Below are 21,646 nucleotides of genomic sequence, written 5' to 3'. Positions count from 1 at the left end.
GCGTATGAGCCGCTTCGGGGCGTTCGCTTCCGTGACGCCGATCGGCTTGATCGAGTGGAAACCTTCCAGTCTGCTATGGGTCGTGAATGCCGCAAAGCAGACGTCGATCACGGGTGTTTTGATGTCCGCGGCCGTCGCATCTGACACCTTTCGGGGTACGATTGCAGAACGATCTCAATGTCCGTTCGAGTGAACGGCTTATCGACGAACCCAAGCGGTTGCCACTCGTTGGCGGCGGCCCGCGTGAAGGCGTCCGTGCGCGCCGAGACGAACAAGCAGGGCACGTCGTACGCGGTGCGCAGCCGCTGCGCGGCATCAAGACCGCTCTCCCTGCCAGCCAGCGCAACGTCCATGATGGCTAGATCGACCGGACCCGACGCTGCCGCGATCCGTAGCGCGTGATCAACCGTTCCAGCGATGCCAACAACGACGTGGCCGACCCGTTCGACGATACCCTCAAGTTCCAATGCGATGATGGCTTCGTCTTCCACAATCAGAATGCGCAGCGGCATATAGATCCGTTCGTTTCGTCTTGTGGTTGGGCGCATGCCCAAGGGTTGTATATCGGAATGAGCGGTACGGTTTTGAACCCATGAATGGTTGCCTCGCCCTAGAACTTCGGTAGGAGGGACCAAACTGCACGGGTGAGTGCCAGTATGATAGCGAACGGTATGTCTGACAGGTCAGTGAGCGCGCTACCGGCTGGCAAGTGTGTCCTGATTGCCGAGGACGACCTCTACATCGCCGACGAGCTAGCTTGCACGTTCAAGGAGGAGGGCGCTGCGGTCGTTGGGCCGTTCGCAACGTTGGCCGATGCTATCAACGCCGTCGCAACCATCGACGCACTCGACGGGGCGGTTCTCGACATCAACCTCTTTGGCGAGAGGACTTACCCGTTGGTCGATAAGCTGCGCGAGCGAGGCATTCCGTGCGTGTTCGCTACTGGTTATGGCCGCTCCACGATCCCAATCCTCTACCAGCACATTCCCCACCATCAGAAGCCGTTCGAAAGCCAAGCCATCGTCAGGGCATTGTTCGGGTAGGCAGGGCAGAACCAGGAGATACGCAGGAGAGGCGTGAGCAGCACGTGTGCTTTTGCGGGTACTTGTTACCGGATTGGCCTTCTGCGTTGAGTCTATTGCTCATAGCCGGTCCACTTGGTGTGGACATAGGACTAGCGCTCGACGGGATGGTCCATCGTAACAGGAGCCTTCAGGACGCGGGCGCTGGGTTGAGTATTGCTGGGCCATGCCACAGCCTTCCAAGTCGCCTCTTCCGCGGTCAGGGCTCGACCACGCGGTTAGATGCGTGCTCGCATGGGTCAGCGGCGCTTGCGAAGATCCGAGGGGCGGAACGATCCCACCGTCGCGCAGACGATCGCAGCGATGTTCGCGACCACGACGAGCCCAACCAGAATGTCGAGTGAACCCATGACCCCATCCTCCATTAGGACGACGTCATGCAGTCATGAGTTATGTGGCACGTCCGTCGGCAGAACTGCGGATGGGCGACGATCTCAAGATCGATCTTGCCGGCCATTCGTGCCGTCGCTGGGTGCGCGATCTCAGTTGCGTCGCAGGAGGGCCGCGATCTGGTAGCCAGCCTCGAGCAGAACAGCCGAGATCAGCTTGAACAGAACCGGCGTCGATAGTCGCTCTGCCGCCTCGCGTGCCTGCATCAAGTGCTCGACCACATCCGCTATAACCGTCTCGTCGTCCGGCTTTGCGGTGTGGCCAGCGTCGATGCGGCTGAGATACCCCGATATGTGGGTCGGGCGGCCATCAGGTTCGCGAAAGCACCGGCCCGTGGAGCGGACCCAGACTGTGCCGTACGCCCGGCTGATGAGACGGTACTCGGCGTTGAAGAGGTCCTCTCCTCGCAGCGCCTGGTCGACGCGTCGGGTGAGTTCATCGTGATCGTCGGGATGGATGGCCGCCCGGAAGCGTTCAGACGAGACCCCATGGATCCCGGCCTCGACCGGAATGTCTGCGTAGTGGCAGACATCGCTGCAGGCGACGACGATGCGGGTCGCCACATTCCAGGTCCAGACGCCCAGGAAGTCCTGCGCTGCCACGGAGAGCGTCCTGTCCCCTTCCTTCATTCCGCCCCCCTCGAACGGCCTCCTGCGGAAGACGTGGACCGATCGTAGGCCAACAACCTGAATGGTTGAAACCGTACACTCAGGTTGAACCGCAGGACATGCAAGCGCGAATGTGCTTGCATGCGCTCCAACCCCTCATCTGCTACCGGGATGACGCGCAGCCAGTGCGACCAGACGACGAACTTGATCGCAGCATTGGAGAACGTCTCAAAGCGGCTCGCGAGCACCGCCGGATGACGTTGACGGCGTTGGCTCGGGAGTTGGGTCTGACCTACCAGCAAGTCCAGAAGTACGAGACAGGGCGAAACCGGATCAGTGCCAGCACACTGTTTCGGACGGCGAACCGTTTGGGCTTTGACCTGGCGTTCTTCTTCTCAGGCTGTGCCGCCGTTGCGGATGGGAGGACTGCGCCGGTCGAACTGCCTCCCGGCGACGACGATGAGCTTCGTGCCGCCCTAGGGCGGGTCCAAGACGAAGAGATCCGAGCGAAGTTGACGGCGTTGATGGAGACTCTTGAACTGCGTTCTCGGGTTTTGCCGCGGACGTAGAAGGACGGGTCCTAACCGCCGTCACAAGTGTGACGCGACTTGCATACGACGCGAACCCATGTCCGCTTTCTGGTTCGGCCGACGCAACGTTGTACGATACAGATGGGTCGAAACCCGTACGACCGCTTTCGGGCGTCTGCATCCGCGGCTGCTTGAGACCGGACGGGGGTGGAAAGCGGTCAGGCCGCTTCTAATCTGCGACCTGCAAGAGCGGACGTGGATATCAGAGCACTGGTTGTGGCTTCGCCTATTCGGCACGCTACGCTTGAACGTCGGCCGCGAGCGCGCGCAGAACGTCGCGGTCCTCCTCAAGCGTGAGAACCAGAGCCGCTCGCTCTATCGCCCTTCGCGCATGCTTTTGGGCAGCCTCGCGGAAGCCCGGGTGATCGAGCCGGGACAAAGTGCGCAGCGTCTTCTGAAGCCGTACCCCGACCTCGACGACCCCAGCCCCGTCCCGGGCGATGGCCAGGAAGGCGTCGTCGAAGAGGTCGTCGATGCTGATCGGCGGCACGAACACGTTATGGATCTCGACAGGCTCGGTCTCGACCGGATCCGCCCACGCTGCCAGCACGCGCAGGAGACGACCAATCACGTCGACCGCGGTGCCCAGATCGTTGGTCGCGGGCGAAAGCGCCCGGCTGGCGACCTCGGTCAGCACACAGATGCCGAAGCGCGGATCCTGGTCGAAGGATCGACGGTCGCCGATCGTGACGCAGGCGCGCAACGCGTCCGCGTCGACGGCGCCGCCTTCGACTGCCAGGATCGCCTCCGTCGGGTCGGCCAGTTCGCCAGGCAGGCGCCGCACAAAGATCCGAGCCTCCTGCGCCTTCGCAAGCGCGGACAGCGCCTCGACGTCGATATGCTGGACGTACCCGATGGCGTTGGCATGCACCATCTGGGCACCTGGCGGAATGCCGGTCACGCGGTCGGCCAGCGGGTGGCACCCAAGGTGGGGTCGCCGCCGCCGCTCACGGATGGTTCGTATCGCGGTTTCCTCGACGCGCTGCGTGGTCTCGGTCACGCGTCCAAGACGGGACAGGTGATCGATCCAGCGCAGCAACGTTACGACGATGAACCCAATCACCAGGATCGTGACGCCAAACAGGATGACGCGGCCTTGCTCGCCATAGGTGCCGGTGGACAGGGCGATGATGCCAACGAGGCTGAACAGGAACGAGCCGATAAACGTCGACAGGACGTTCTGCGTGGTGGCGTCCTCCATGATCAGGACGTTGGCGCGCGGCGTGACGTTCGAGGTTGCGGCCGAGTAGGCCGACACCATGGTCGACAGCGAGAAGGTCGTCACCGTCAGCATCGAGGAGGCGAGGATGCCAAGGATGTTGTCGACCGCGTCCGAGCCGATCTGGGCGGACAGGTGCAGCGGGATGTACGGACCCGCCCAGGCGCCCAGAAGGGCGGTGGAGATGGCCAACACCGAGAAGACGCCGGCTCGGAACCAGATGCGGCGGGTGATCTGCGACAGGATCCAGCGCCAACGTTCGCTCATGCCGGGATCCCTTCGGTGCGTTGAGACGAGCAGACACCTTCGCGCCGCCCCGGATCGACCGGGCGGGCGTTTGGCTTATGCATGCTTTGGTCCATCAGCGGTACGAAACGCAGGTCACTGACGTGTCCCTTAAGCAATATTCCGTACGATGGCGTACAATGGTTCTGCCTTCTCAAGAAATGGCGCCCTTGAGAACTCCGCGGTTCGGGGCATGGAACAGCTAGCGTCAGCCGATAACGTGTTCGGTTCCCGATCGCTCGGCATCAGTCTCCGGCCGACGGAACCCCGACGTGGCGATTGGCTTGACGATGGGAGAGCAGTGGTGGGTAGCGAGGATTGCGACGAGGAGGTCAGACTTCTGGCCTACCGTCTTTGGGAGGCAGCCGGACGCCCGAGCGGTCGCGAGCACGAGTTCTGGGCGGAGGCGTCCCGGCAAGTCGAAGCCCCCAACGGGGAGCAGACGCCACCTGCACGTCACATCGCAAGATGAGCCCCTCCGCGGTCGCCGCGAGCGTCGACCGTAAGGCGCGCCTTTAGGCCGTCTTACTTCGAGGCCCGTGCGGCCTCCATCGCTTTTTCCACTCGTGCGCGGTCGCCTTGCGCAACGGGCTTGGCTTGCCGGGTCCCGTCCCGGTCGTTGAGACAGAGGGTTGCGAGCATAGGATAATGGTCCGATCCGGTGGTGCCCATACGATCGAAGGACAGGACCGTGAAGCTGTCCTGCGCGAGAATGTGGTCGAGCGGCCAGCGCATCCAGGCACTGTGGGCGTTGAAGCTCGCGATGAAGCCGCGACCAACGCGCGGGTCCTCGACGCGCGCGACCCGCTTTGCCAGTTGCACGATCGGCGACCAGGGCACGGCGTTGAAGTCGCCAGCCATGATGACGGGCTCGGTCGACGTGGTGGCGCGACTGGCCATTCCGGCGATGGTCCCGTCCCGCAAGGTTGTGGGCTGCGGTTCCGACAAGGGCGGTCGCGGGTGCAGGCCGATCAGCCGGACCGGCGTACCATCCCGCAGCGTGACCCGAGTGTCCAACGTCGGCGTCGCCTCGTCGAACAGGTACAGCATCTGCGGGTCCATGAGCGGCAGCCGCGACAGGACCTGCATCCCGTAGTAGTGCGCGGCACGCGGCTGACTCGCCACATGGTGAGTATAGCGGTCGTAGAGCGTTGCGATCTGCTGATCCCACCATGCGTCGGTCTCCAGAAGAAGCACGACGTCCGCATCGACCGAGCGAATGGCACCCAAGACTGCTTCGCCGTCTCGGTTGCCCGCCTGGACGTTGGCTGAGAGAATGCGCAGCGTCCGCTCGGGCCGGCAATTCGCCGCCCCCTGCGCTTCGAATGGGGCGAGCGGGGTGAACGGTAGCAGTTGCGTTGCCTGATAGGCGGCCGCGACCACCGCAGCCATCCCGATGACCCGTCCGCGCCCCGGGCGCAGACCGCCGATCGCCGCAAACAGCCCCAGCAGGACGACCGTCGCGATCAGGAATTGAAGGTGAGGGAACTCGGCATACCGGATCCACCAACGGTCGGATCGGATCTCCGGCAGGAACGCTGCAACGACCAGCAGGAGAAGGAGCACCGCGACGAAACCGCGGGCGACGCGCAGGGCAGTGGAACGTGTCGTTGGTCGCATGGGACGGTTTCCGGTGACTGATCACGATGCTGAGAGTAAGACGCGTCGGTAGCGCCTCGACCAAGGCATCGCGGTCGCATTTGGCTGGGTTACGTAAGCTTAACTGTTCATGCCGGAGGTCATTTCCTAGGGAACGGCATGACATCGTCCAGTGATCGACCCGTCGCGCCCCCGTTCAAGAACCACCTTCTCTCCGTTCTTCCGCAGGAGGATCAGACGTTGCTCGCGGATCGTCTTGAACTCGTGGAACTGCGGCCACGGCAGGTCCTTCATCTCCGCTCGCTTCCGTTCGAGAATGCTTACTTTCTGGAATCAGGTCTTGTGTCTGTGATCGCCGAGCTGGACAACAACGAGGCGGTGGAAGTCTGGTTCATCGGGCGCGAGGGAATGGTCGGCATACCCGCCGTGCTCGGGTCGGCGTCGTCGCCGTTCAAGCGGGTAGTCCATGTTCCGGGTCACGCCCATCGCATCGCCGTCAAGGATCTCCGGGCGGCCATGGCAGCCTCACCGACCCTGAACGGCCTCCTGCATCGATACGCCTATGCCGTCACCGTGCAGGTCGCGCAGGTCAGCTTGTGTTCCCGCCTGCACACCGTTCCGATGCGCCTGTCGCGTTGGCTGCTGACCGCCCAGCATAGCCTGGGCGTTTCGGCACTGCCTCTGACGCACGAGACGTTGTCCCGCCTGATGGGTGTCCGGCGCGCGAGCGTCTCGACCGCTCTGCGTGACCTCGAGCGCGATGGGGTCATCTCGGTGGACCGGGGCGTCGTCACGATCCTCGACCGGGACGCATTGGTGCGCGCAAGCTGCAAGTGCCACCGCGTCATCCTCGGAGCCTACCAGCGCGCCCTTGTTCACGGCCCCTGCCGCTGAATGGCCGACCCGAATGGAGGCGTGGCGGCCGAACGCGCATCGCCCGGCCGCCGGCCGCATCAGTCGTCGAGGTTGCCGTCATCATCCTGACATCGCCTCCCTGCCTAGCGGCCTTCGGGGAGGGAAACGGCAATTGAAACGGTAACGTCGGGGATGGCAACGGGAACGGGAACAACGCCAACAACAACGGCAACGGCAACGTCGGCGACCGGAACGGGAACGGGAACACCGGCTCTGGACAGGGTAACGGCAACGTCGGCAACGACCGCGGCAATGGCCCGGGCTTCGGCGGGCTTGAGAACGGCTATCGACACGAGGAAGCCCCGCGCACGCCTGGGACGTTCCAGTGGCAGTGGTTGTTGGAGGACCTGACGACGCGGGAGCAAGAGCCGCGTAGCTTGCGGCGATTGCTCGATGATGTCCGGCCGATCGGCATCATGCCCTGATGACAATCTGCATGATGGAGAATGCCCGCTCTTAGCATTGGGCTTCAACCCCGCCGGTGGCAAGCTTGGGTCGATAGAGGATTGACCGCTTTGAAGCGTCCGCTTTTACGACACCGATCGGTGATCTCGGGTGGAAAGCGGTCGGTCCGTTTAGGGTCCGATCACGCATCAGAGCGGATGTTCGCCGCAGTCGGCGGCAAGTGATGTCCGGACCTACGACGCAACAGGAGCCCGATAACTGCGAAGGCTATGACCGCCCCGCAGCCGAGGAGTGCTGTAACCAGCAGGCCACCGCCGACGCCCATCCAGTCCGTCGCCAGGGCGAAGGCGAACGGTGCCACCGAGCCGACGATCAGCCGTATGGACGTGACGCGCCCCTGCAACGCGCCGTACCCCTCAGGGCCGAAGAGCGCGAGCGGCAGAGTGCCCCCGACGATGCTGTAGAGGCCATTCCCGAGGCCAAACAGGGCCGCGAATACGGTGGCTCCGGCGGTCGATGGGGCTGTGGCCGCCAGCAGCACCAGCGATGCCGGCAGCAACGCCGCCGAGATTATGGCCAGTGCCAGCGGCGACAGATCGCGGCCGAACACCATCAGGGTGAACCGTCCGGCGACCTGGGCTGGACCAAACACGGCACTGACCATCACGCCTGCGAGCCCAAGGCCCAAGGCGGTGAGGATCGGCAGCATGTGGATCAGTACCGAGGACACCACCAGGCTTTGACAGGCAAAGCCTAGGCCCATCAGCAGGAACGCCCGCCCCCGCAGCGGCGCCGTGACCAGGCCTGCCACGGGTACGGGTTGGGCCAACGGCTTTGCCGCCTCGAGCGCCAGCGGCAACGTTTTGGGCCGCCTTGCCAGCCACAGGTGGATCGGCAGGCAGATCACCAGGTTCAGCGCGGCGAACACCAGATAGACCGCCTGCCACGACAGTGCCGCGTGCAGCCAGGTGGTCAACGGCCAGAACAGGGTCGAGGCGAACCCCGCGATCAGGGTCAGATACAGGATGCTGCGCTGGGCCGTGACCGGGTGCCGCTGGACCAGCAGCGGGAAAGCCGCCCCGTACTGCACAAAGGTCGAGGCGACCTCGATGGCGACCAGTGCCAGCACGAAGGCCGGGGCCGTCGGTGCCAGGGCGGCCGCCACCAGCGCCGTCGCGGCGGCCAGCGATCCCACCGCCATGACGCGACCGGCGCCGAAGCGATCGAGCCAGCGCCCGGTCCAGGGGGCAATCAGTCCTCCGGCCAGCAGTGCGGCCGACAGGGCGCCAAACACCCATTCGACCGGCCAGTCCACGTCGCGCGCCATGGCGGGCGCCAGAATGCCGAAGCTGTAATAGAGGGTGCCGTAGCCGACGATCTGGCTCACGCCCAGGGCGGCAATATCCGCCCAGGCGCTGCGCGGCGCGCTCATTGAGCCGAGACGAGCGGCAGCCAGGCCCACAGCGCCAGCAACGTGACCAGCAGCACCGGCGGCGTCAGCACCAGGCCGACCTTCATGTATTGGCCCCAGGTGATCCGCTGGCCCTTCCCGGCCAGGACGTGCAGCCACAGCAGGGTCGCCAGCGAGCCGATCGGCGTGAACTTTGGCCCGAGGTCGTTGCCGATGACGTTGGCATAGACCATCAACTCTTGCGTCAGCGGCGTCACGTCGGCCCGGTCGATTGCCAAGGCGCCCACGAGCGTTGCCGGCATGTTGTTCATGATCGAGGCCAGCAGGGCGACCAGCAGGCCGGTGCCCACGGTGGCAATCATGGACCCCTGACCGGCCAGCCAGACCAGCACCCCGGCCGCCAGATCGGTCAGCCCGGCATTGCCGAGGCCGTACACCACCAGATACATGCCGATCGAGAACAGGACGATTTGCCAGGGCGCATCACGCAGCACTTTGGGCACCGACACCACGGCCCCCTGCCCACCGGCAAACCAGCGTCCGGCAATGGCGACCAGGACCAGCGCCGCCGCGCCGGTCACGAAGGCGATCGGCACGCCCAATGGGCCAGTGACGAAGTAGGCGACCAGCAGCAGCCCGAGCAGCGGAAAGGCCGCCCGGAACACCTGCGGATCGCGGATGGCCGTCTCCGGGGCTTCCAGGTTGGCCACGTCATAGGACGCGGGCACGTCGCGCCGGAAATACAGCCACAGCACCGCAAGCGTAGCGGCCAAGGAGACTAGGTTCACTGGCACCATGACGGCGGCGTAGCGGCCGAACGAGACGCCGAAGTAGTTGGCGGTAACGATGTTGACCAGGTTGGAAATGATCAGCGGCAGGCTGGTGGTGTCGGCCACGAAGCCGCACGCGACGATGAAGGCCAACGCCCCGGCGGGCGGGAAGTTGAGGCGCAGGAGAATGGCTAGCACGATCGGTGTCAGCAGCAGCGCGGCGCCGTCGTTGGCGAAAAAGGCCGCGATGACGGCCCCCAGGACCACGATCAGCGGGAATAGTCGGCGGCCATTGCCACCGCCCCAGCGGGCGACGTGCAGGGCTGCCCAGGCGAAAAACCCGGCTTCATCCAGGATCAGCGAAATGACGATCAGCGCCACGAAGGTGAACGTGGCATCCCAGACGATATGCCAGACCGTCCCGACGTCGCCCCAGCCGACCACCCCGGCCGCGAGTGCCACGGCGGCCCCACCAAGGGCCGACCAGCCGATACCCAGCCCCTTCGGCTGCCAGATGACGAGAACGAGGGTGGCGATGAATATCGCAAGGGCGAGCATGGACGGTCCGGGGGACGGAGGATCAGAGAGTGCGCTGGTTCACGCGCTCGGACAGCTTCTCGGCGCTCTCGACGCGTTCGGAGTAGCGGTCCGTCAGGATGTCCGAGCGACCGCGCACGAGATGCGTGAACTTCACCAGTTCCTCGCAGACATCGACGACGCGGCTGAGATAAGCGGACGGCTTCATGCGCCCCGCCTCGTCGAACTCGAGGAAGGCCTTCGGCACGGACGACTGGTTCGGGATCGTCACCATGCGCATCCAGCGGCCGAGGATGCGCATCTGGTTCACGGCGTTGAAGGACTGCGAGCCGCCCGACACCTCCATGACGGCCAGCGTCTTGCCCTGCGTCGGACGCTTGGCGCCGAGGGCCAGCGGGATCCAGTCAATCTGCGCTTTCATGATCCCGGTCATGGCCCCGTGGCGCTCCGGGCTGACCCAGACCATGCCCTCGGACCAGTCGGCGAGGTCGCGCAGCTCCTTCACCTTCGGGTGGTCGGGTTCCGCCCCGTCCGGCAGCGGCAGGCCGCGGGGATCGAAGGTGCGCACCTCGCAGCCGAACCAGCGCAGCAGGCGGCCGGCCTCCTCGGACAGGAGGCGGGAGTAGGACCGCTCGCGGATCGAGCCGTAGAGGACGAGGATGCGGGGCGGGTGCGCCAGGGCGCCGGGGCCGGCGAGCGCGTTCCCGTCGATCGGGCGAAGCTGGTCGAGGTCGACGGAGGGTAGGTCGAGGGCGGCGGGGCCCGTCACGCCGCCGACCCCGACGCGACGACGACCTCGCCGTCCTCTTTCGTGAACGTTGCGACGGGGTTGGCGAGGAGGGGAAGCACCTTCTCGGACGGGCGGCAGAGCGCGGCGCCCTTGTCCGTCACGACGATCGGGCGGTTGATCAGGATCGGGTGCTCGATCATCGCCGCAAGGAGTTCCTCGTCGGTCAGCTTGGGGTCGGCAAGGCCAAGCTCGGCGTAGGGCGTGCCGTTCTCGCGTAGGAGATCGCGCGGGCGGATGCCCATGGCGCCAATTAGTTCAACCAGCCGCTCGCGGCTCGGTGGGTCCTTCAGGTACTCGACGATCTCCGGCTCTTCGCCGGACTGGCGGATCATCTCCAGCGTGTTGCGCGACGTGCCGCATGCGGGGTTGTGGTAGATCGTGACGGTCATGGCTGCGGTCCTCAAGCCACGTCGGGCGTGCGGAAGGAAGCGCCTTCGAGCTGGCCGATCTCGCGCACCTTCGCAGCCAAACGAGTCCGCTCCAGGCTCTCGACAGGTAGGGCCGTGAAGGCGGAGACGCGGTTCTTCATGAAGCGGAGGGCCTGCGTGAACGCGGCCCGGCTCCACATCGGACCGCGGTTCTCGTAGCTCGGGTCCTCGATGCCCCAGTGGGCCGTCATCGGTTGGCCCGGCCAGATGGGGCAGGCCTCGCCAGCCGCTTGGTCGCAGACGGTGAAAACGAAATCCATGACCGGGGCACCGGGCACGGCAAACTCGTCCCACGGCTTCGAGCGCATGCCGTCGGTCGGGTAGCCGAACTCGCGCAGCACCTCCAGCGCCATCGGGTTCACCTCGCCCTTCGGCTGGCTTCCGGCCGAGAAGGCGTTGAAGCGGCTTGCGCCGTCCTTGCGCAGGACGCTCTCGGCGAGGATCGAACGGGCGGAGTTGCCCGTGCAGAGGAACAGGACGTTGAAGGGCTGGGCACTCATCGGCAGGTCTCCGGGGCGCAGGTGGAAGCGAAGGCGTCGCCCAGGTTCCCGCAGATCTCCGGGTTCCCCGAACAGCAGTCCTCGGTGAGGAAGGCGAGGAGCTGGCGCATGTCGTCGTAGCTCGCGGCGTAAAGGATGCGCCGCCCGTCTCGCCACGAGCGCAGAAGCTTGGCGCGCTCCAGCGTCGCAAGGTGGAAGCTCATCCGCGTCGGCGGGATCCGCAGAGCCTCGGCGATCTCTCCGGACGCCATGCCGTTCGGGCCGGCGCGAACAAGCATCCTGAAGGCCGCGAGGCGGTCGGCGTGAGCGAGGGCGGACAGGGCGTCAACGGCTGAGTCATCGTTCATTCCTGCGATATTGCGAACATAGTTGTAATGATCAAGGGCATGAAGTTGATGACCGCTATTGAGCGGCGGCACATGTTACGTTGAACGTCTTGGAAGGGTCGGAAGCGGATGGACCGCTTCCGGGTGTCCGCTTCCTTAGCGCCGATCGGCTCGGTTGGGTGGAAAGCCGACTGTCCGTTCTGGAGCCGAGGAGGCCGAGAGCGGACGTTATCGTTCCTGTGTGGCCCTTCCTGAACTCGTCCCTTCCAACCGTTTAAGACCGCGCTCGGAGGTTCATGGGACCCACTAATCAGGAATGCCTGGGCCCTGATGACAACAAGGTCCTCGGCCTGTCACCGCGAAGCGCTAGGGTGGACGCATCAATGAAATCCGCGGCGGTGAGTGGCTGAGACGTCTGCCAAAAATGACGCTTGACGACCATCCTACTAAAAGGTAGGTTATTCGCATGACGAACCTTTCGACCACCTTCGAAGACATCCTGAACTGCACCCGTCGGCTTATCGCGGCCGGAGGCTACAACGGCTTCAGTTACGCCGACATCTCCGAAGTCGTCGGCATTCGGAAGGCAAGCATCCATCACCATTTTCCCAGCAAGGCCGATCTCGTCCAGAAGCTGGTGGCTTGGCATCGCGCCCAGGCCGAAGCCGGACTGGCCAAGTTGGTGGATGCGCGTCCGGATCCGGTTGACCAGCTTCGGGCCTACGCCGACCATTGGGCAGCGTGTGTCGCTGACCCGACCATGAGCTTCTGCATCTGCGCCCTGCTCGCGACCGAGATGCCCGTGCTCCCTGCCGAGGTCGTGACAGAGGTCAAGGCATACTTCCGCGGGCTGTCGGAATGGATGACGGGCGTCATGGAGCGAGGCCACGCACAGGGCAAGCTCTTCCTCTCGGAGACGCCGCGGATCGAAGCTGAGGCCTTCATGGCGACGGTTCATGGGGCAATGCTTTCCGCCCGTGCCTACGGGGATCCGGCGGTCTACCGAACGGTGACCGGGCCCATTCTCGATAGGCTGACGTCTCGTCGCCACTAAGGTGGGTAGCCCGTTCCGACGGTCGATAGCAGAGACACGTTTTGGGTTGTAGCCAGCGAGTTGCAGCTCGGGTCATGCATGGCCGACGCTCCATGCCTAGCCCATTTTTCCCGCGTCAGGCTACCTTTTAGTAGGTAGATAGGAGAAGTCATGTTCCGCAAAATCTTGTCAGCCGCAACTATCGCAATGCCGCTCGTCATCGGCGCGAGCGCGTCCGCCATGGCGGAAGGCCCCAAAGGGGAGGCCGTCCGCGTGCGCGGCACTATCGTAGAATTTGGCGCCAACGCGCTGAAGGTGAAGACGCGTGAGGGGCAGACAGTCGACCTCGCGCTCGCTGACAACTGGATGGTGTCGAGCGTCGCTAAAGCGTCCCTCTCCGACATCAAGCCGGGCGATTATGTGGGCATCGCCTCTTTGCCCAAGAAGGACGGTGGAGACGGGGCTCTGGAAGTTCTGATCTTCCCGCCAAGCCTCAAGGGCGCCGGTGAGGGCAGCTTCGGCTGGGACCTTCAGCCCAACAGCACCATGACCAACGGCTCGGTCGCGGACGCAGTGAAGGCCGTCGACGGGCGGACCGTCACGGTCTCCTACCATGGCAAGGAGAAGAAGATCGCCGTACCGGACGGCACGCCGGTCGTCACCTTCGCGCCTGCGACGCAAGCTGATTTGATGCCGGAGGCCGTCGTCTTCGTGTCCGGCGAGAAGGATTCGGGCGGCACGATCACGGCGCAGCGCGTCGTCGTCGGCACCAACGGTGTTGTTCCGCCGATGTGAGGCGACATCTGGGCCCGGCACTCGGATCAACGGTTGCCGGGCCCAGAACGTCCACAAGTCGCGACGCCGCACCTGCAGGCGAGCGACGCAGTCGACATCTTGAGATCGGACCATGCACGAGTTCCAGCAACCCCCGCCTTCGACCCGTCGTCGGAGAACAGTTCTCACCTTCCGTCACGCCGCGGTCACTCGCTTGACCCATTGGATGAACGCGATCTGCCTCGCCGTCTTGCTGATGAGCGGGCTTCAGATCCTCAACGGCTACCCGCGACTTCACTGGGGTCAGTACGGTGCGGATGCCGATGCCGCGATCGTGTCGATCGACGCCGGAGAAACCGATGGCCAGCCCCGCGGATTTGCGACGGTCGGCGGCATCCGAGTCCCAACGACAGGAGTGCTCGGTGTCTCGAGGGTGGACGGCGAGTGGACCCAACGGGCGTTTCCGGCGTGGGCGATGCTGCCGTCCTACCAAGACTTGGCGCTCGGCCGGCGTTGGCACTTTTTCTTCGCCTGGGCCTTCGTCCTCAACGGTCTCGTTTATCTCGCCTACGGCATGGTCAGCGGCCATTTCCGACGGGACCTTGCACCAAGTCGCAAGGAGCTGACACCGCGCCACCTTTGGCACGAAGTGGTCGACCATGTTCGCCTGCGCTTTCCGCAGGGCGAGCATGCCCGGCACTACAACGCCCTCCAGAAGCTCAGCTACGTTGCCGTCATCGGAGGGCTGCTGCCGCTGATGGTGCTGACCGGGCTGACCATGTCGCCTGGGATCGATGCAGCGCTTCCTTTCCTGCTCGACATCTTCGGCGGACGCCCTTCGGCCCGCACGATCCACTTCGTCTGCGCCTCTCTGCTCGTCCTGTTCGTCGTCATCCACGTGGCCATGGTCGTCCTCTCCGGTCCCTGGAACAACCTGCGTTCAATGATCACGGGTCGTTATGCGATCCGAGAGGAAGGACCCCGGACATGACCCAGAGCATTCTGACCCGTCGCCGCTTCTTTGTCGGCGGCGCCCTGGGAACGGGCGCCCTTGCGCTCGGTGGTGCAAGCGTCTTTGTCCGTCAGACGGATCTCGAAGCCATACTGCATTCGGCCGAGGTGCTGACCATGAGCGCCCAGCGCAAGCTGCTGGCCCAGTGGCCGCTCGCGAGGGAGTTCACCGTCGCGGACATCTCGCCCACATTCCGGGTCAACGGCACGCATGTGCCGGAGTCCGACGAGTATACCGCGCTGCTTGAGAACGGCTTCGCCGACTGGCGCTTGAAGGTCGTCGGCCTCGTGGACCGACCGCTTGCGCTTTGCCTTTCGGATTTGCGCAAGCTGCCGTCCCGCACCCAGATCACCCGCCACGACTGTGTCGAGGGGTGGAGCGCGATCGGCCAATGGACCGGCGTTCCACTTGGTCCTATCCTCAAAGCAGCAGGCCTCAAGCCGAATGCCCGCTTCGTTGTCTTCCACTGCGCGGATGAACTAGAGCGGACCCTCGACGGCAGTGGCCGATACTACGAGAGCATCGATCTCGGCGACGCCTTCCATCCCCAGACGATCCTTGCCTACGCGATGAACGGTGCAGACCTCTCAGTCGGACACGGAGCACCCCTCCGCCTGCGGGTCGAACGGCAGCTTGGCTACAAGCAGGCCAAGTACCTGATGGGCATTGAGGTCGTCGACAACTTCGACCGCTTCTTCGGCGGCAAGGGCGGTTTCTGGGAAGATCGCGGCTACGAATGGTACGCCGGGATCTGACAGGCCATGCACATCACGCCTCATCAGCCTACCATCTAGTTGGTAAGAAGGAACATACTATGACGACCTCATACGTCTCGAACATCGGCAACGGCTCGTGGCTGAGATCCTACTACTTCACCCGAGCAGCCTTCTCGCTCGTCTGGGTGGCGGCGGCCTACACGGTTGCCCAGGGCAAGCCCGGCCTCGCCGCGCTCATGCTCGTCCTCTACCCCGCCTGGGATGCAGCCGCCAACTTCGTGGATGCGCGCCGCAACGGCGGCCTGAGATCGAATCCGACCCAGTCGCTTAACGTCCTCGTCAGTCTGGCGACAACGGTTGCGGTGGTGATTGCGCTTTCGATCAGCATGAACATGGTGATAGCCGTCGTCGGCGTCTGGGCGACCCTGTCAGGCGCTTTTCAACTCGGCACGGGCTTCCGACGCTGGAAGCGCTACGGTGCGCAGTGGGCGATTATACTCAGCGGTGCCCAATCGATGCTTGCGGGGGTCCTATTCATTGGACGGTCCCAGACGGCCTTGAACCCGCAATTCACCGACATCGCGCCCTACGTCGCCTTCGGTGCCTTCTACTTCTTTGTCTCGGCGATTTGGTTGACGGTCTCGAACTGGCGTCGTTCGGCTTCCGGATCGTCCAGGGGCAGCATTGTGGATGCGTCGTGATCGTTCACGCGGACTTGCCGCCACGGCGCGGTTCGGCAGGGGCGGCTCATCCCGGACCGCTCCTGCCGAACCAAGACTTACCACCCATAGAGACGTTACAAGGAGTACAATTCATCATGGCGGAGCGACGGTCGGTCATCCCCCCATCGATGCGCAATATCGTCGAACGGGCGGGCTACGTCCCGGCGGTAGAGGCCGGTGACTTCCTCTTCTGCGCGGGTCAGGTCGGGCGAAACAGCGACCTGTCGGTGATCGAAGATCCCGAACCGCAGTTCGAGGCGTGTTGGGAAAACCTGAGGCTCGTTCTGGCGGAAGCCGGATGCACTTTTGCGGACGTTGTCGAGATGACCTCCTTCCATGTCGGCCTGAGCCAGCACATGGAGACATTTCGGCGCGTCAAAGATCGACTGTTCCCGCGAAGCACTTGCGCTTGGACCTGCGTTGGCGTGACGGAGTTGGCGGTCCCGGGCTTGCTGGTTGAGATCAAGTGCATTGCCTTGAAGCGCCTCGTCTAAGGCGTTCGCTGAATAAGCAGTTCCCGGGCGGACTTTCAGGAGCCCGTCAGTGCCGCCCAGGCCGTCATGGCCGATGCCACGACGGAACGCATCTCGTCTGGACTGGCGCCGCCCTTGGCGGTCAGACTTAGGCCCTTACGAACGGTGATGTAGAAGGCTGCAACGGCAGCGATATCGGTCCCGGGGGCAACATCGCCTTCCTCGACGCCCTTTCGCAACCGGGCCAGAAAATTCGCGTCATTCACCGCCCGCATCTTACCGAGGCTTTCGGCGAGTTCGGGAGACTGGTCGCCAATTTCCGCCACGGTCTGCTCAAGCATGCATCCGCTTGGAACGCCGGACCGGGAGAAGGCGGCAACGGCCTTGAGCAAAAGGCCTTCAACGCTTTCCCGTGCGGTCGGAAGTTCCAAGATGCGGGCCAAACCCTCCCGGCTAAGCGCCACGTAGCGATCGAGAGCTTCGCGATAGAGACCCTCCTTGGAGCCGAAGGCGGCGTAGATGCTCGGCGAGGCGATGCCCATCGCAGTGGTCAGGTCGCTCATCGAGGCACTGGCATAACCCTTCTCCCAGAACACGCGCATGGCCTTATCGAGAACGTCGTCGCGATCGAAGGAGGCGGGGCGCCCTCGTCTGGACGTCACCTGCGTCGGTGTTTGTGCCATCGCCTGACCCTTTCTGTGTCGATTGTCACATAATTCGCTTGCGCAGGCCAATGAAATCGACGATGAATTATTTGCCGATCGACACAGAAATAATCGACATGGGGATATCACCATGACACCTTCCGATCTTCGACTTGCTGGCAAGCGGGCACTCGTCACCGGAGCTGCGCGCGGGATCGGCGCGGCCATCGCGCTGAAGCTCGCCGAAGACGGCGCCGACATCGCCGTCACGTATGAGAAGTCCGCAGAAAAGGCCGAGGCGTTGGCCGAAGACATTCGCGCTTTGGGTCGTCGGGCGGTCGCCATCCAGGCCGACGCTGCCAGCCCGGAAGCGGTGAAAGCAGCGGTCGAGCGGACCGTCGCCGAGCTCGGCGGCCTCGACATCCTCGTCAACAACGCCGGGGTGCTCATCGCGGGTGAGTTCGCAACACAGTCGCTAGAAGAGATTGACCTACAGCTGAACGTCAACGTGCGCGGTGTGTTCGTGACCACCCAGGCGGCGCTGAAGCATCTGCCGAACGGGGGGCGCATCATCACGGTCGGCAGCAATGCCGGCCTCTCGGTCCCGTTCGCCGGCATCGCCGTCTATGCGGCGACCAAATCCGCCATGGAAAGCTTTACCCGCGGCTTGGCGCGTGAGCTCGGGCCCCGCGACATCACCGTCAATCTCGTCCGCCCAGGCCCGATCGATACCGACATGAACCCAGCCGACGGTCCTCTCGCGCCTGCCATTCTGCCGAGCCTGTCGATCGCCCGCTACGGCAAGACCCACGAGGTCGCCGAGGCCGTCGCTTTCCTTGCTGGACCGGGCGCCGCCTATGTCACGGGCTCGGGCATTCTCGTCGACGGCGGCATCAGCGCGTGAACGAGCTATTGCTGCCCCGATCACGGCCGACGAGCCGGTTCGCTTGTCGACGGATCGACGCCTTCTCAAACCAACGCGGAGAAGCATCCATGAAAACCTGGCTCATCACCGGCTGCTCGAGTGGCTTTGGCCGAAGGCTTGCGATCGCGGCTGCGCAGCGCGGCGATCAGGTTATCGCCACAGCTCGCAACGTCGCGTCGATCGAGAAACTGGCGGAGCCGTTCGGTGGCCGGATGATCACCTTGCCGCTGGACGTTACCGATGCGGCGTCGGCCAAGGTGGCGGTCGCGAAGGCGGTCGAGACCTTCGGCGGCGTCGACGTGCTCGTGAACAATGCCGGCTACGCCTTATTCGGTGCGATCGAGGAAGGCACACCGGAGGAGTACCGGCCGATGTTCGAGGTGAACGTCTTCGGTCTCATCGAAACCACCCGGGCCGCCCTGCCGGTCCTGCGCCGTTCGGGTGGAACGATCGTCAACATGTCGTCCGGTGCCGGCATCGAGGGTCGTGGCGGTGGAGGCTACTATCATGCCGCCAAGTTCGCGGTGGAAGGGATTTCGGAAGCACTCGCAAGCGAGCTGAAGCCGTTCGGCATTCGTGTGCTCATCGTCGAGCCTGGCCCCTTCCGCACCGACTTCCTCGGCCGCTCGATCACGATGGCGGCCAACGAGATGTCGGAATACGCCGCGACCTCGCGGCGGCACTACCGCGAAGCTAACGACGGTAACCAGGCGGGCGATCCTGATAAAGCGGTGGCCGTGATCATGCAGGCAGTCGATGCCGATGATGCCCCCCTTCATCTGCCGCTCGGCCAGGCTGCGCACACGATCGCCGAACGTAAGCTAGCTTCCTTCCGAAGCGACATCGACGCCTGGCGCGACATCACAATCGCCACTGATTTCGACCGGGGCTGAGCGCTGGCCACAAGCTCTGTTTGCACGTCAACATCGACGGGAAGGCGATCATGATCGCGACTTTGAAGGGGTTCGCCCAGCAGCTGGTGCCCGTGAACGGCATCCGGATTAACGCCGTCGTAGGGGGCTCGGGCCCGCCAATTCTGCTGCTCCATGGCTGGCCGGAAACATGGTGGGAATGGCATCAAATCATGCCGCGGCTGGCCGAGCAGTTCAGTGTGGTCGCCATCGATCTGCGCGGCGCGGGTTTTTCTGACTGCCCGCTCGACGGCTACGACAAGGCGACGATGGCACGCGACGCGCACCAAGTCATGGCGGCTCTCGGGCATGAGCGCTACGCCGTGTGCGGACACGACATCGGCGGCATGGTCGCCTTGGCACAGGCAGCGCTTCATCGTGAGGCCGTCACGCATCTCGCGGTCCTCGACGTTCCGCTTCCTGGTTGGAGCAGATGGGAGGTAACAGCTGCGAGGCTCTGGCATTTCGGCTTTCATGGAAGCCGCGATCTGCCTGAGCGCCTAATCCACGGCCGTGAATACGACTATGTCGCCGCCTTCATGGCCGAGCGGATCTACGACCACAGCAGCTTCGATCCGGCGAACATTGAGATCTACGCAAAGGCGATGGCGCTCCCTGGCCGCCTCCGCGGCGGCATGGAATGGTATCGCACCTTCGCTGCGGACCATGCGGCCGCGCTCAAGTACAAGCAGCAGCCGCTTGAGATACCGGTGTTGGGTCTCGGCGGGGATCAGCGCTTCGGTGCGCAGATGGTGCCGATGCTCGAGGAATTCGCCACCCACGTGACGGGCGGCCCAATCGCGCGGTGCAGCCACTACGTCGCGGACGAGCGGCCGTATGAGGTCGCGGCCGCCTTAATCGATTTTCTCAAAGCCGAGTGAACCCTGCGCCTGCGCGGTCATGGCCGGGCGGAGCGCGATCGATCAAGTCAACAAGAAAGATCAATTGTCATGACCACTCCTGTCATTCGCGGCGTCAATCACATCGGTATCGTCGTGCCCGACGTCGAAGCGGCGAAGTCCTTCCTCATGGCGGCGTTTCGCGGCCAATTGATCTACCAATCCTTCGGACCGCAGGACCCACCGCGGCAGGGACCGGAATTCGAACGGGCCGTCGGCGCATTTCCAGGAACGGTCGTGAGGGCGCAGGCGATGATCAAGATCGGCACCGGGCCCGACATTGAGCTCTTCGAGATGCACGGTCCCGAACAGGCGCAGCCGGTCCGGGCGAGTGACTTCGGCATCACGCATTTCGGCGTCTATACCGACGACATCGACGCATCGGTGGAACTCTTTGAAAAGGCCGGAGGCACTCCTCTAACCGCGCCAAGGGCCATTCCTTACGACACTGAGAAAGGTGCTGGAAATAAGGTCTGCTACTGCCGTACGCCTTGGGGTACGACAGTGGAGTTCATCACCACGCCGACCCGCATGGCCTATCACGACCAGACGGATTTGCGCCGATGGCAAGACGAAGATCGAAGATAGGCAAGTCGAAGATTATTATCGCTTCATCACTCGATGTCGTTCATTGAAGCCGTGATTATTCGATTTTATAGATCTGAATCAAACGATGACAAATCAGGGTGGGGCGGGTAGCGAACGGCTGAGAAATCATATTAATTGATAAATATATATTGTCATTGTCGTCCAATTTATCCTTGAGGAAACCGTCAATCAACGAAGAAGAAGTGAAAAAACGAATCCTTATGTTTTCGAGACATTGGTACGACGTTGAACGAACTAATGAAGGCAGATCGCTTTCGGGAGTGGGTATTTTCGTCGACTGTAATCGGAATGGTCAGGAAAGAGGGATTTTCTATTAGGACAGAACATACAGGGGACGCATGCGCACGATTGGCCTGATCGGCGGGATGAGCTGGGAAAGTTCGGCCGAGTACTATCGCATCCTCAACCAGGGCGTCCGCGATCGGCTGGGACCCACGGCCTCCGCCCGCTGCCTTCTGTGGTCCTTCGACTTCTCCGAGATCGAGGCCCTTCAGCACCGTGGAGAGTGGGAGGAACTGACGGCCCGTCTGGTGGACGCGGCGCGCAAGCTCGAGACAGCCGGCGCCGACATCCTCGTTATCTGCACCAACACGATGCATCGCTTGGCACCGGCGATCGAAGCGGCGGTACAGGTGCCGCTTCTGCACATCGCCGATCCGACGGCCGAGCGCATCAAAGCGGCGGGCTTGCGGAGGGTCGGACTCCTCGGCACCGCGTTCACGATGGAGCAGGACTTCCTCAAGGGACGCCTGGCCGGGCGGCATGGGCTGGAGGTGATCGTGCCGAATGCGCAGGACCGCGCCACGATCCACCGCGTGATCTACGAGGAACTCGTGGCTGGGCAGATCGTCCCGTCCTCGCGCGACGCTTACCAGGCTGTCATCGCGCGTCTGGTGGAAGCCGGCGCGCAGGCCGTGATCCTCGGCTGCACCGAGATCATGCTGCTGGTTCGACCCGAAGACAGCGCGGTTTCCCTGTTCGATACCACGGCTCTTCATGCGCAGGCGGCGGTCCGGCAAGCGCTCGCGGACTGAACGGCAGCTTCCAGCTCTGACGTCTATGCCTGTGATCGG

The 21,646-nt window shown here is 63.7% G+C and carries 26 protein-coding genes; 15 read left to right on the top strand and 11 right to left on the bottom strand.

Annotated features, from left to right (window positions below):
• Positions 1-107: 107 nt before the first annotated feature.
• Complete coding sequence (locus AUL35_RS19545; RefSeq protein WP_062017972.1) at positions 108-512, bottom strand: response regulator; 405 nt, start codon at positions 510-512, stop codon at positions 108-110.
• 144 nt (positions 513-656) lie between these two features.
• Between AUL35_RS19545 and AUL35_RS19540 the strand changes: the two genes are divergently transcribed.
• The gene (locus tag AUL35_RS19540; RefSeq protein WP_192847127.1) at positions 657-1,043 is read left to right on the top strand and encodes a response regulator; all 387 of its coding nucleotides are present in this window, start codon (positions 657-659) and stop codon (positions 1,041-1,043) included.
• Positions 1,044-1,564: 521 nt separating this feature from the next.
• Here AUL35_RS19540 and AUL35_RS19535 read toward each other — a convergent pair.
• The gene (locus tag AUL35_RS19535) at positions 1,565-2,074 is read right to left on the bottom strand and encodes a PAS domain-containing protein (RefSeq protein WP_192847126.1); all 510 of its coding nucleotides are present in this window, start codon (positions 2,072-2,074) and stop codon (positions 1,565-1,567) included.
• Positions 2,075-2,199: 125 nt separating this feature from the next.
• On the opposite strand from AUL35_RS19535, the gene AUL35_RS23215 reads away from it, so the two are divergent.
• On the top strand, positions 2,200-2,649 hold the full coding sequence (locus AUL35_RS23215) for a helix-turn-helix domain-containing protein (RefSeq protein ID WP_082666473.1): 450 nt from the start codon (positions 2,200-2,202) through the stop codon (positions 2,647-2,649).
• 259 nt (positions 2,650-2,908) lie between these two features.
• Here AUL35_RS23215 and AUL35_RS19525 read toward each other — a convergent pair whose 3' ends face one another.
• A complete protein-coding gene (locus AUL35_RS19525) occupies positions 2,909-4,156 on the bottom strand; it encodes a DUF2254 domain-containing protein (RefSeq protein WP_062017964.1) in 1,248 nt (415 codons plus the stop codon).
• Positions 4,157-4,304: 148 nt separating this feature from the next.
• Between AUL35_RS19525 and AUL35_RS23105 the strand changes: the two genes are divergently transcribed.
• Positions 4,305-4,646: a DUF2934 domain-containing protein gene (locus AUL35_RS23105; protein WP_306304381.1), complete on the top strand. Its 342-nt coding sequence runs from the start codon at positions 4,305-4,307 to the stop codon at positions 4,644-4,646.
• 53 nt (positions 4,647-4,699) lie between these two features.
• On the opposite strand, the gene AUL35_RS19520 is transcribed toward AUL35_RS23105, so the two are convergent.
• Complete coding sequence (locus AUL35_RS19520) at positions 4,700-5,794, bottom strand: endonuclease/exonuclease/phosphatase family protein (RefSeq protein ID WP_062017962.1); 1,095 nt, start codon at positions 5,792-5,794, stop codon at positions 4,700-4,702.
• A 138-nt stretch (positions 5,795-5,932) separates the two neighbouring features.
• Between AUL35_RS19520 and AUL35_RS19515 the strand changes: the two genes are divergently transcribed.
• Positions 5,933-6,667, top strand: coding sequence for a Crp/Fnr family transcriptional regulator (locus tag AUL35_RS19515; protein WP_062017960.1), 735 nt, complete (start codon positions 5,933-5,935; stop codon positions 6,665-6,667).
• A gap of 607 nt (positions 6,668-7,274) precedes the next feature.
• Here AUL35_RS19515 and arsK read toward each other — a convergent pair.
• From arsK to AUL35_RS19485, 6 genes are read right to left on the bottom strand one after another with little or no spacing between them, the layout of a single operon-like run.
• Positions 7,275-8,525, bottom strand: a complete 1,251-nt coding sequence (arsK, locus tag AUL35_RS19510; protein WP_062017987.1) for an arsenite efflux MFS transporter ArsK — start codon at positions 8,523-8,525, stop codon at positions 7,275-7,277.
• The gene (locus AUL35_RS19505) at positions 8,522-9,832 is read right to left on the bottom strand and encodes an arsenic transporter (RefSeq protein ID WP_062017958.1); all 1,311 of its coding nucleotides are present in this window, start codon (positions 9,830-9,832) and stop codon (positions 8,522-8,524) included. Before AUL35_RS19505 ends, arsK begins: the two co-directional genes overlap by 4 nt.
• A gap of 22 nt (positions 9,833-9,854) precedes the next feature.
• On the bottom strand, positions 9,855-10,580 hold the full coding sequence (gene arsH, locus AUL35_RS19500; RefSeq protein ID WP_062017956.1) for an arsenical resistance protein ArsH: 726 nt from the start codon (positions 10,578-10,580) through the stop codon (positions 9,855-9,857).
• Positions 10,577-10,990, bottom strand: coding sequence for an arsenate reductase (glutaredoxin) (arsC, locus tag AUL35_RS19495; protein WP_062017955.1), 414 nt, complete (start codon positions 10,988-10,990; stop codon positions 10,577-10,579). The genes arsH and arsC overlap by 4 nt, the downstream gene beginning before the upstream one ends.
• A gap of 11 nt (positions 10,991-11,001) precedes the next feature.
• Positions 11,002-11,529, bottom strand: a complete 528-nt coding sequence (locus AUL35_RS19490; protein ID WP_062017954.1) for an arsenate reductase ArsC — start codon at positions 11,527-11,529, stop codon at positions 11,002-11,004.
• Complete coding sequence (locus AUL35_RS19485; RefSeq protein ID WP_062017953.1) at positions 11,526-11,876, bottom strand: helix-turn-helix transcriptional regulator; 351 nt, start codon at positions 11,874-11,876, stop codon at positions 11,526-11,528. Before AUL35_RS19485 ends, AUL35_RS19490 begins: the two co-directional genes overlap by 4 nt.
• 445 nt (positions 11,877-12,321) lie before the next feature.
• Here AUL35_RS19485 and AUL35_RS19480 point away from each other — a divergent pair, with 445 nt between their 5' ends.
• The 6 genes from AUL35_RS19480 to AUL35_RS19455 all read left to right on the top strand — a co-directional run bounded on the left by AUL35_RS19480 (position 12,322) and on the right by AUL35_RS19455 (position 16,606).
• Positions 12,322-12,909 carry a TetR/AcrR family transcriptional regulator gene (locus AUL35_RS19480; protein WP_062017952.1) on the top strand — a complete coding sequence of 196 codons (588 nt, stop codon included), beginning with the start codon at positions 12,322-12,324 and terminating at the stop codon, positions 12,907-12,909.
• Between the two features lie 150 nt (positions 12,910-13,059).
• Positions 13,060-13,683, top strand: a complete 624-nt coding sequence (locus AUL35_RS19475) for a hypothetical protein (RefSeq protein ID WP_062017950.1) — start codon at positions 13,060-13,062, stop codon at positions 13,681-13,683.
• A 112-nt stretch (positions 13,684-13,795) separates the two neighbouring features.
• Positions 13,796-14,653 (top strand): cytochrome b/b6 domain-containing protein, encoded by an 858-nt coding sequence (locus AUL35_RS19470; protein ID WP_062017948.1) that lies wholly within the window; start codon positions 13,796-13,798, stop codon positions 14,651-14,653.
• Positions 14,650-15,429: a molybdopterin-binding protein gene (locus AUL35_RS19465; RefSeq protein ID WP_062017946.1), complete on the top strand. Its 780-nt coding sequence runs from the start codon at positions 14,650-14,652 to the stop codon at positions 15,427-15,429. Before AUL35_RS19470 ends, AUL35_RS19465 begins: the two co-directional genes overlap by 4 nt.
• Positions 15,430-15,488: 59 nt before the next feature.
• Positions 15,489-16,091, top strand: coding sequence for a DUF308 domain-containing protein (locus tag AUL35_RS19460; RefSeq protein WP_062017944.1), 603 nt, complete (start codon positions 15,489-15,491; stop codon positions 16,089-16,091).
• A 116-nt stretch (positions 16,092-16,207) separates the two neighbouring features.
• Positions 16,208-16,606, top strand: coding sequence for a RidA family protein (locus tag AUL35_RS19455; protein ID WP_062017942.1), 399 nt, complete (start codon positions 16,208-16,210; stop codon positions 16,604-16,606).
• Between the two features lie 35 nt (positions 16,607-16,641).
• Here the strand turns inward: AUL35_RS19455 and AUL35_RS19450 are convergent, their stop codons facing one another.
• On the bottom strand, positions 16,642-17,268 hold the full coding sequence (locus AUL35_RS19450) for a TetR/AcrR family transcriptional regulator (protein WP_062017940.1): 627 nt from the start codon (positions 17,266-17,268) through the stop codon (positions 16,642-16,644).
• A 112-nt stretch (positions 17,269-17,380) separates the two neighbouring features.
• Here AUL35_RS19450 and AUL35_RS19445 point away from each other — a divergent pair, with 112 nt between their 5' ends.
• The 5 genes from AUL35_RS19445 to AUL35_RS19425 all read left to right on the top strand — a co-directional run bounded on the left by AUL35_RS19445 (position 17,381) and on the right by AUL35_RS19425 (position 21,607).
• A complete protein-coding gene (locus AUL35_RS19445) occupies positions 17,381-18,133 on the top strand; it encodes an SDR family oxidoreductase (RefSeq protein WP_062017938.1) in 753 nt (250 codons plus the stop codon).
• Positions 18,134-18,222: 89 nt separating this feature from the next.
• Positions 18,223-19,047 (top strand): oxidoreductase, encoded by an 825-nt coding sequence (locus AUL35_RS19440; protein WP_062017936.1) that lies wholly within the window; start codon positions 18,223-18,225, stop codon positions 19,045-19,047.
• Positions 19,048-19,097: 50 nt separating this feature from the next.
• Positions 19,098-19,946, top strand: a complete 849-nt coding sequence (locus AUL35_RS19435) for an alpha/beta fold hydrolase (protein ID WP_062017986.1) — start codon at positions 19,098-19,100, stop codon at positions 19,944-19,946.
• Positions 19,947-20,015: 69 nt separating this feature from the next.
• Positions 20,016-20,552 carry a VOC family protein gene (locus tag AUL35_RS19430; protein WP_062017935.1) on the top strand — a complete coding sequence of 179 codons (537 nt, stop codon included), beginning with the start codon at positions 20,016-20,018 and terminating at the stop codon, positions 20,550-20,552.
• Positions 20,553-20,911: 359 nt separating this feature from the next.
• Entirely contained in the window at positions 20,912-21,607 is a 696-nt protein-coding gene (locus AUL35_RS19425; protein ID WP_062017934.1) for an aspartate/glutamate racemase family protein, read from the top strand.
• Positions 21,608-21,646: the final 39 nt, after the last annotated feature.

Origin of the sequence: Aureimonas sp. AU4 (assembly GCF_001463765.1) — a bacterium.
GTDB lineage: Bacteria > Pseudomonadota > Alphaproteobacteria > Rhizobiales > Rhizobiaceae > Aureimonas.
This window is presented reverse-complemented; position numbering and strand designations above follow the sequence as displayed.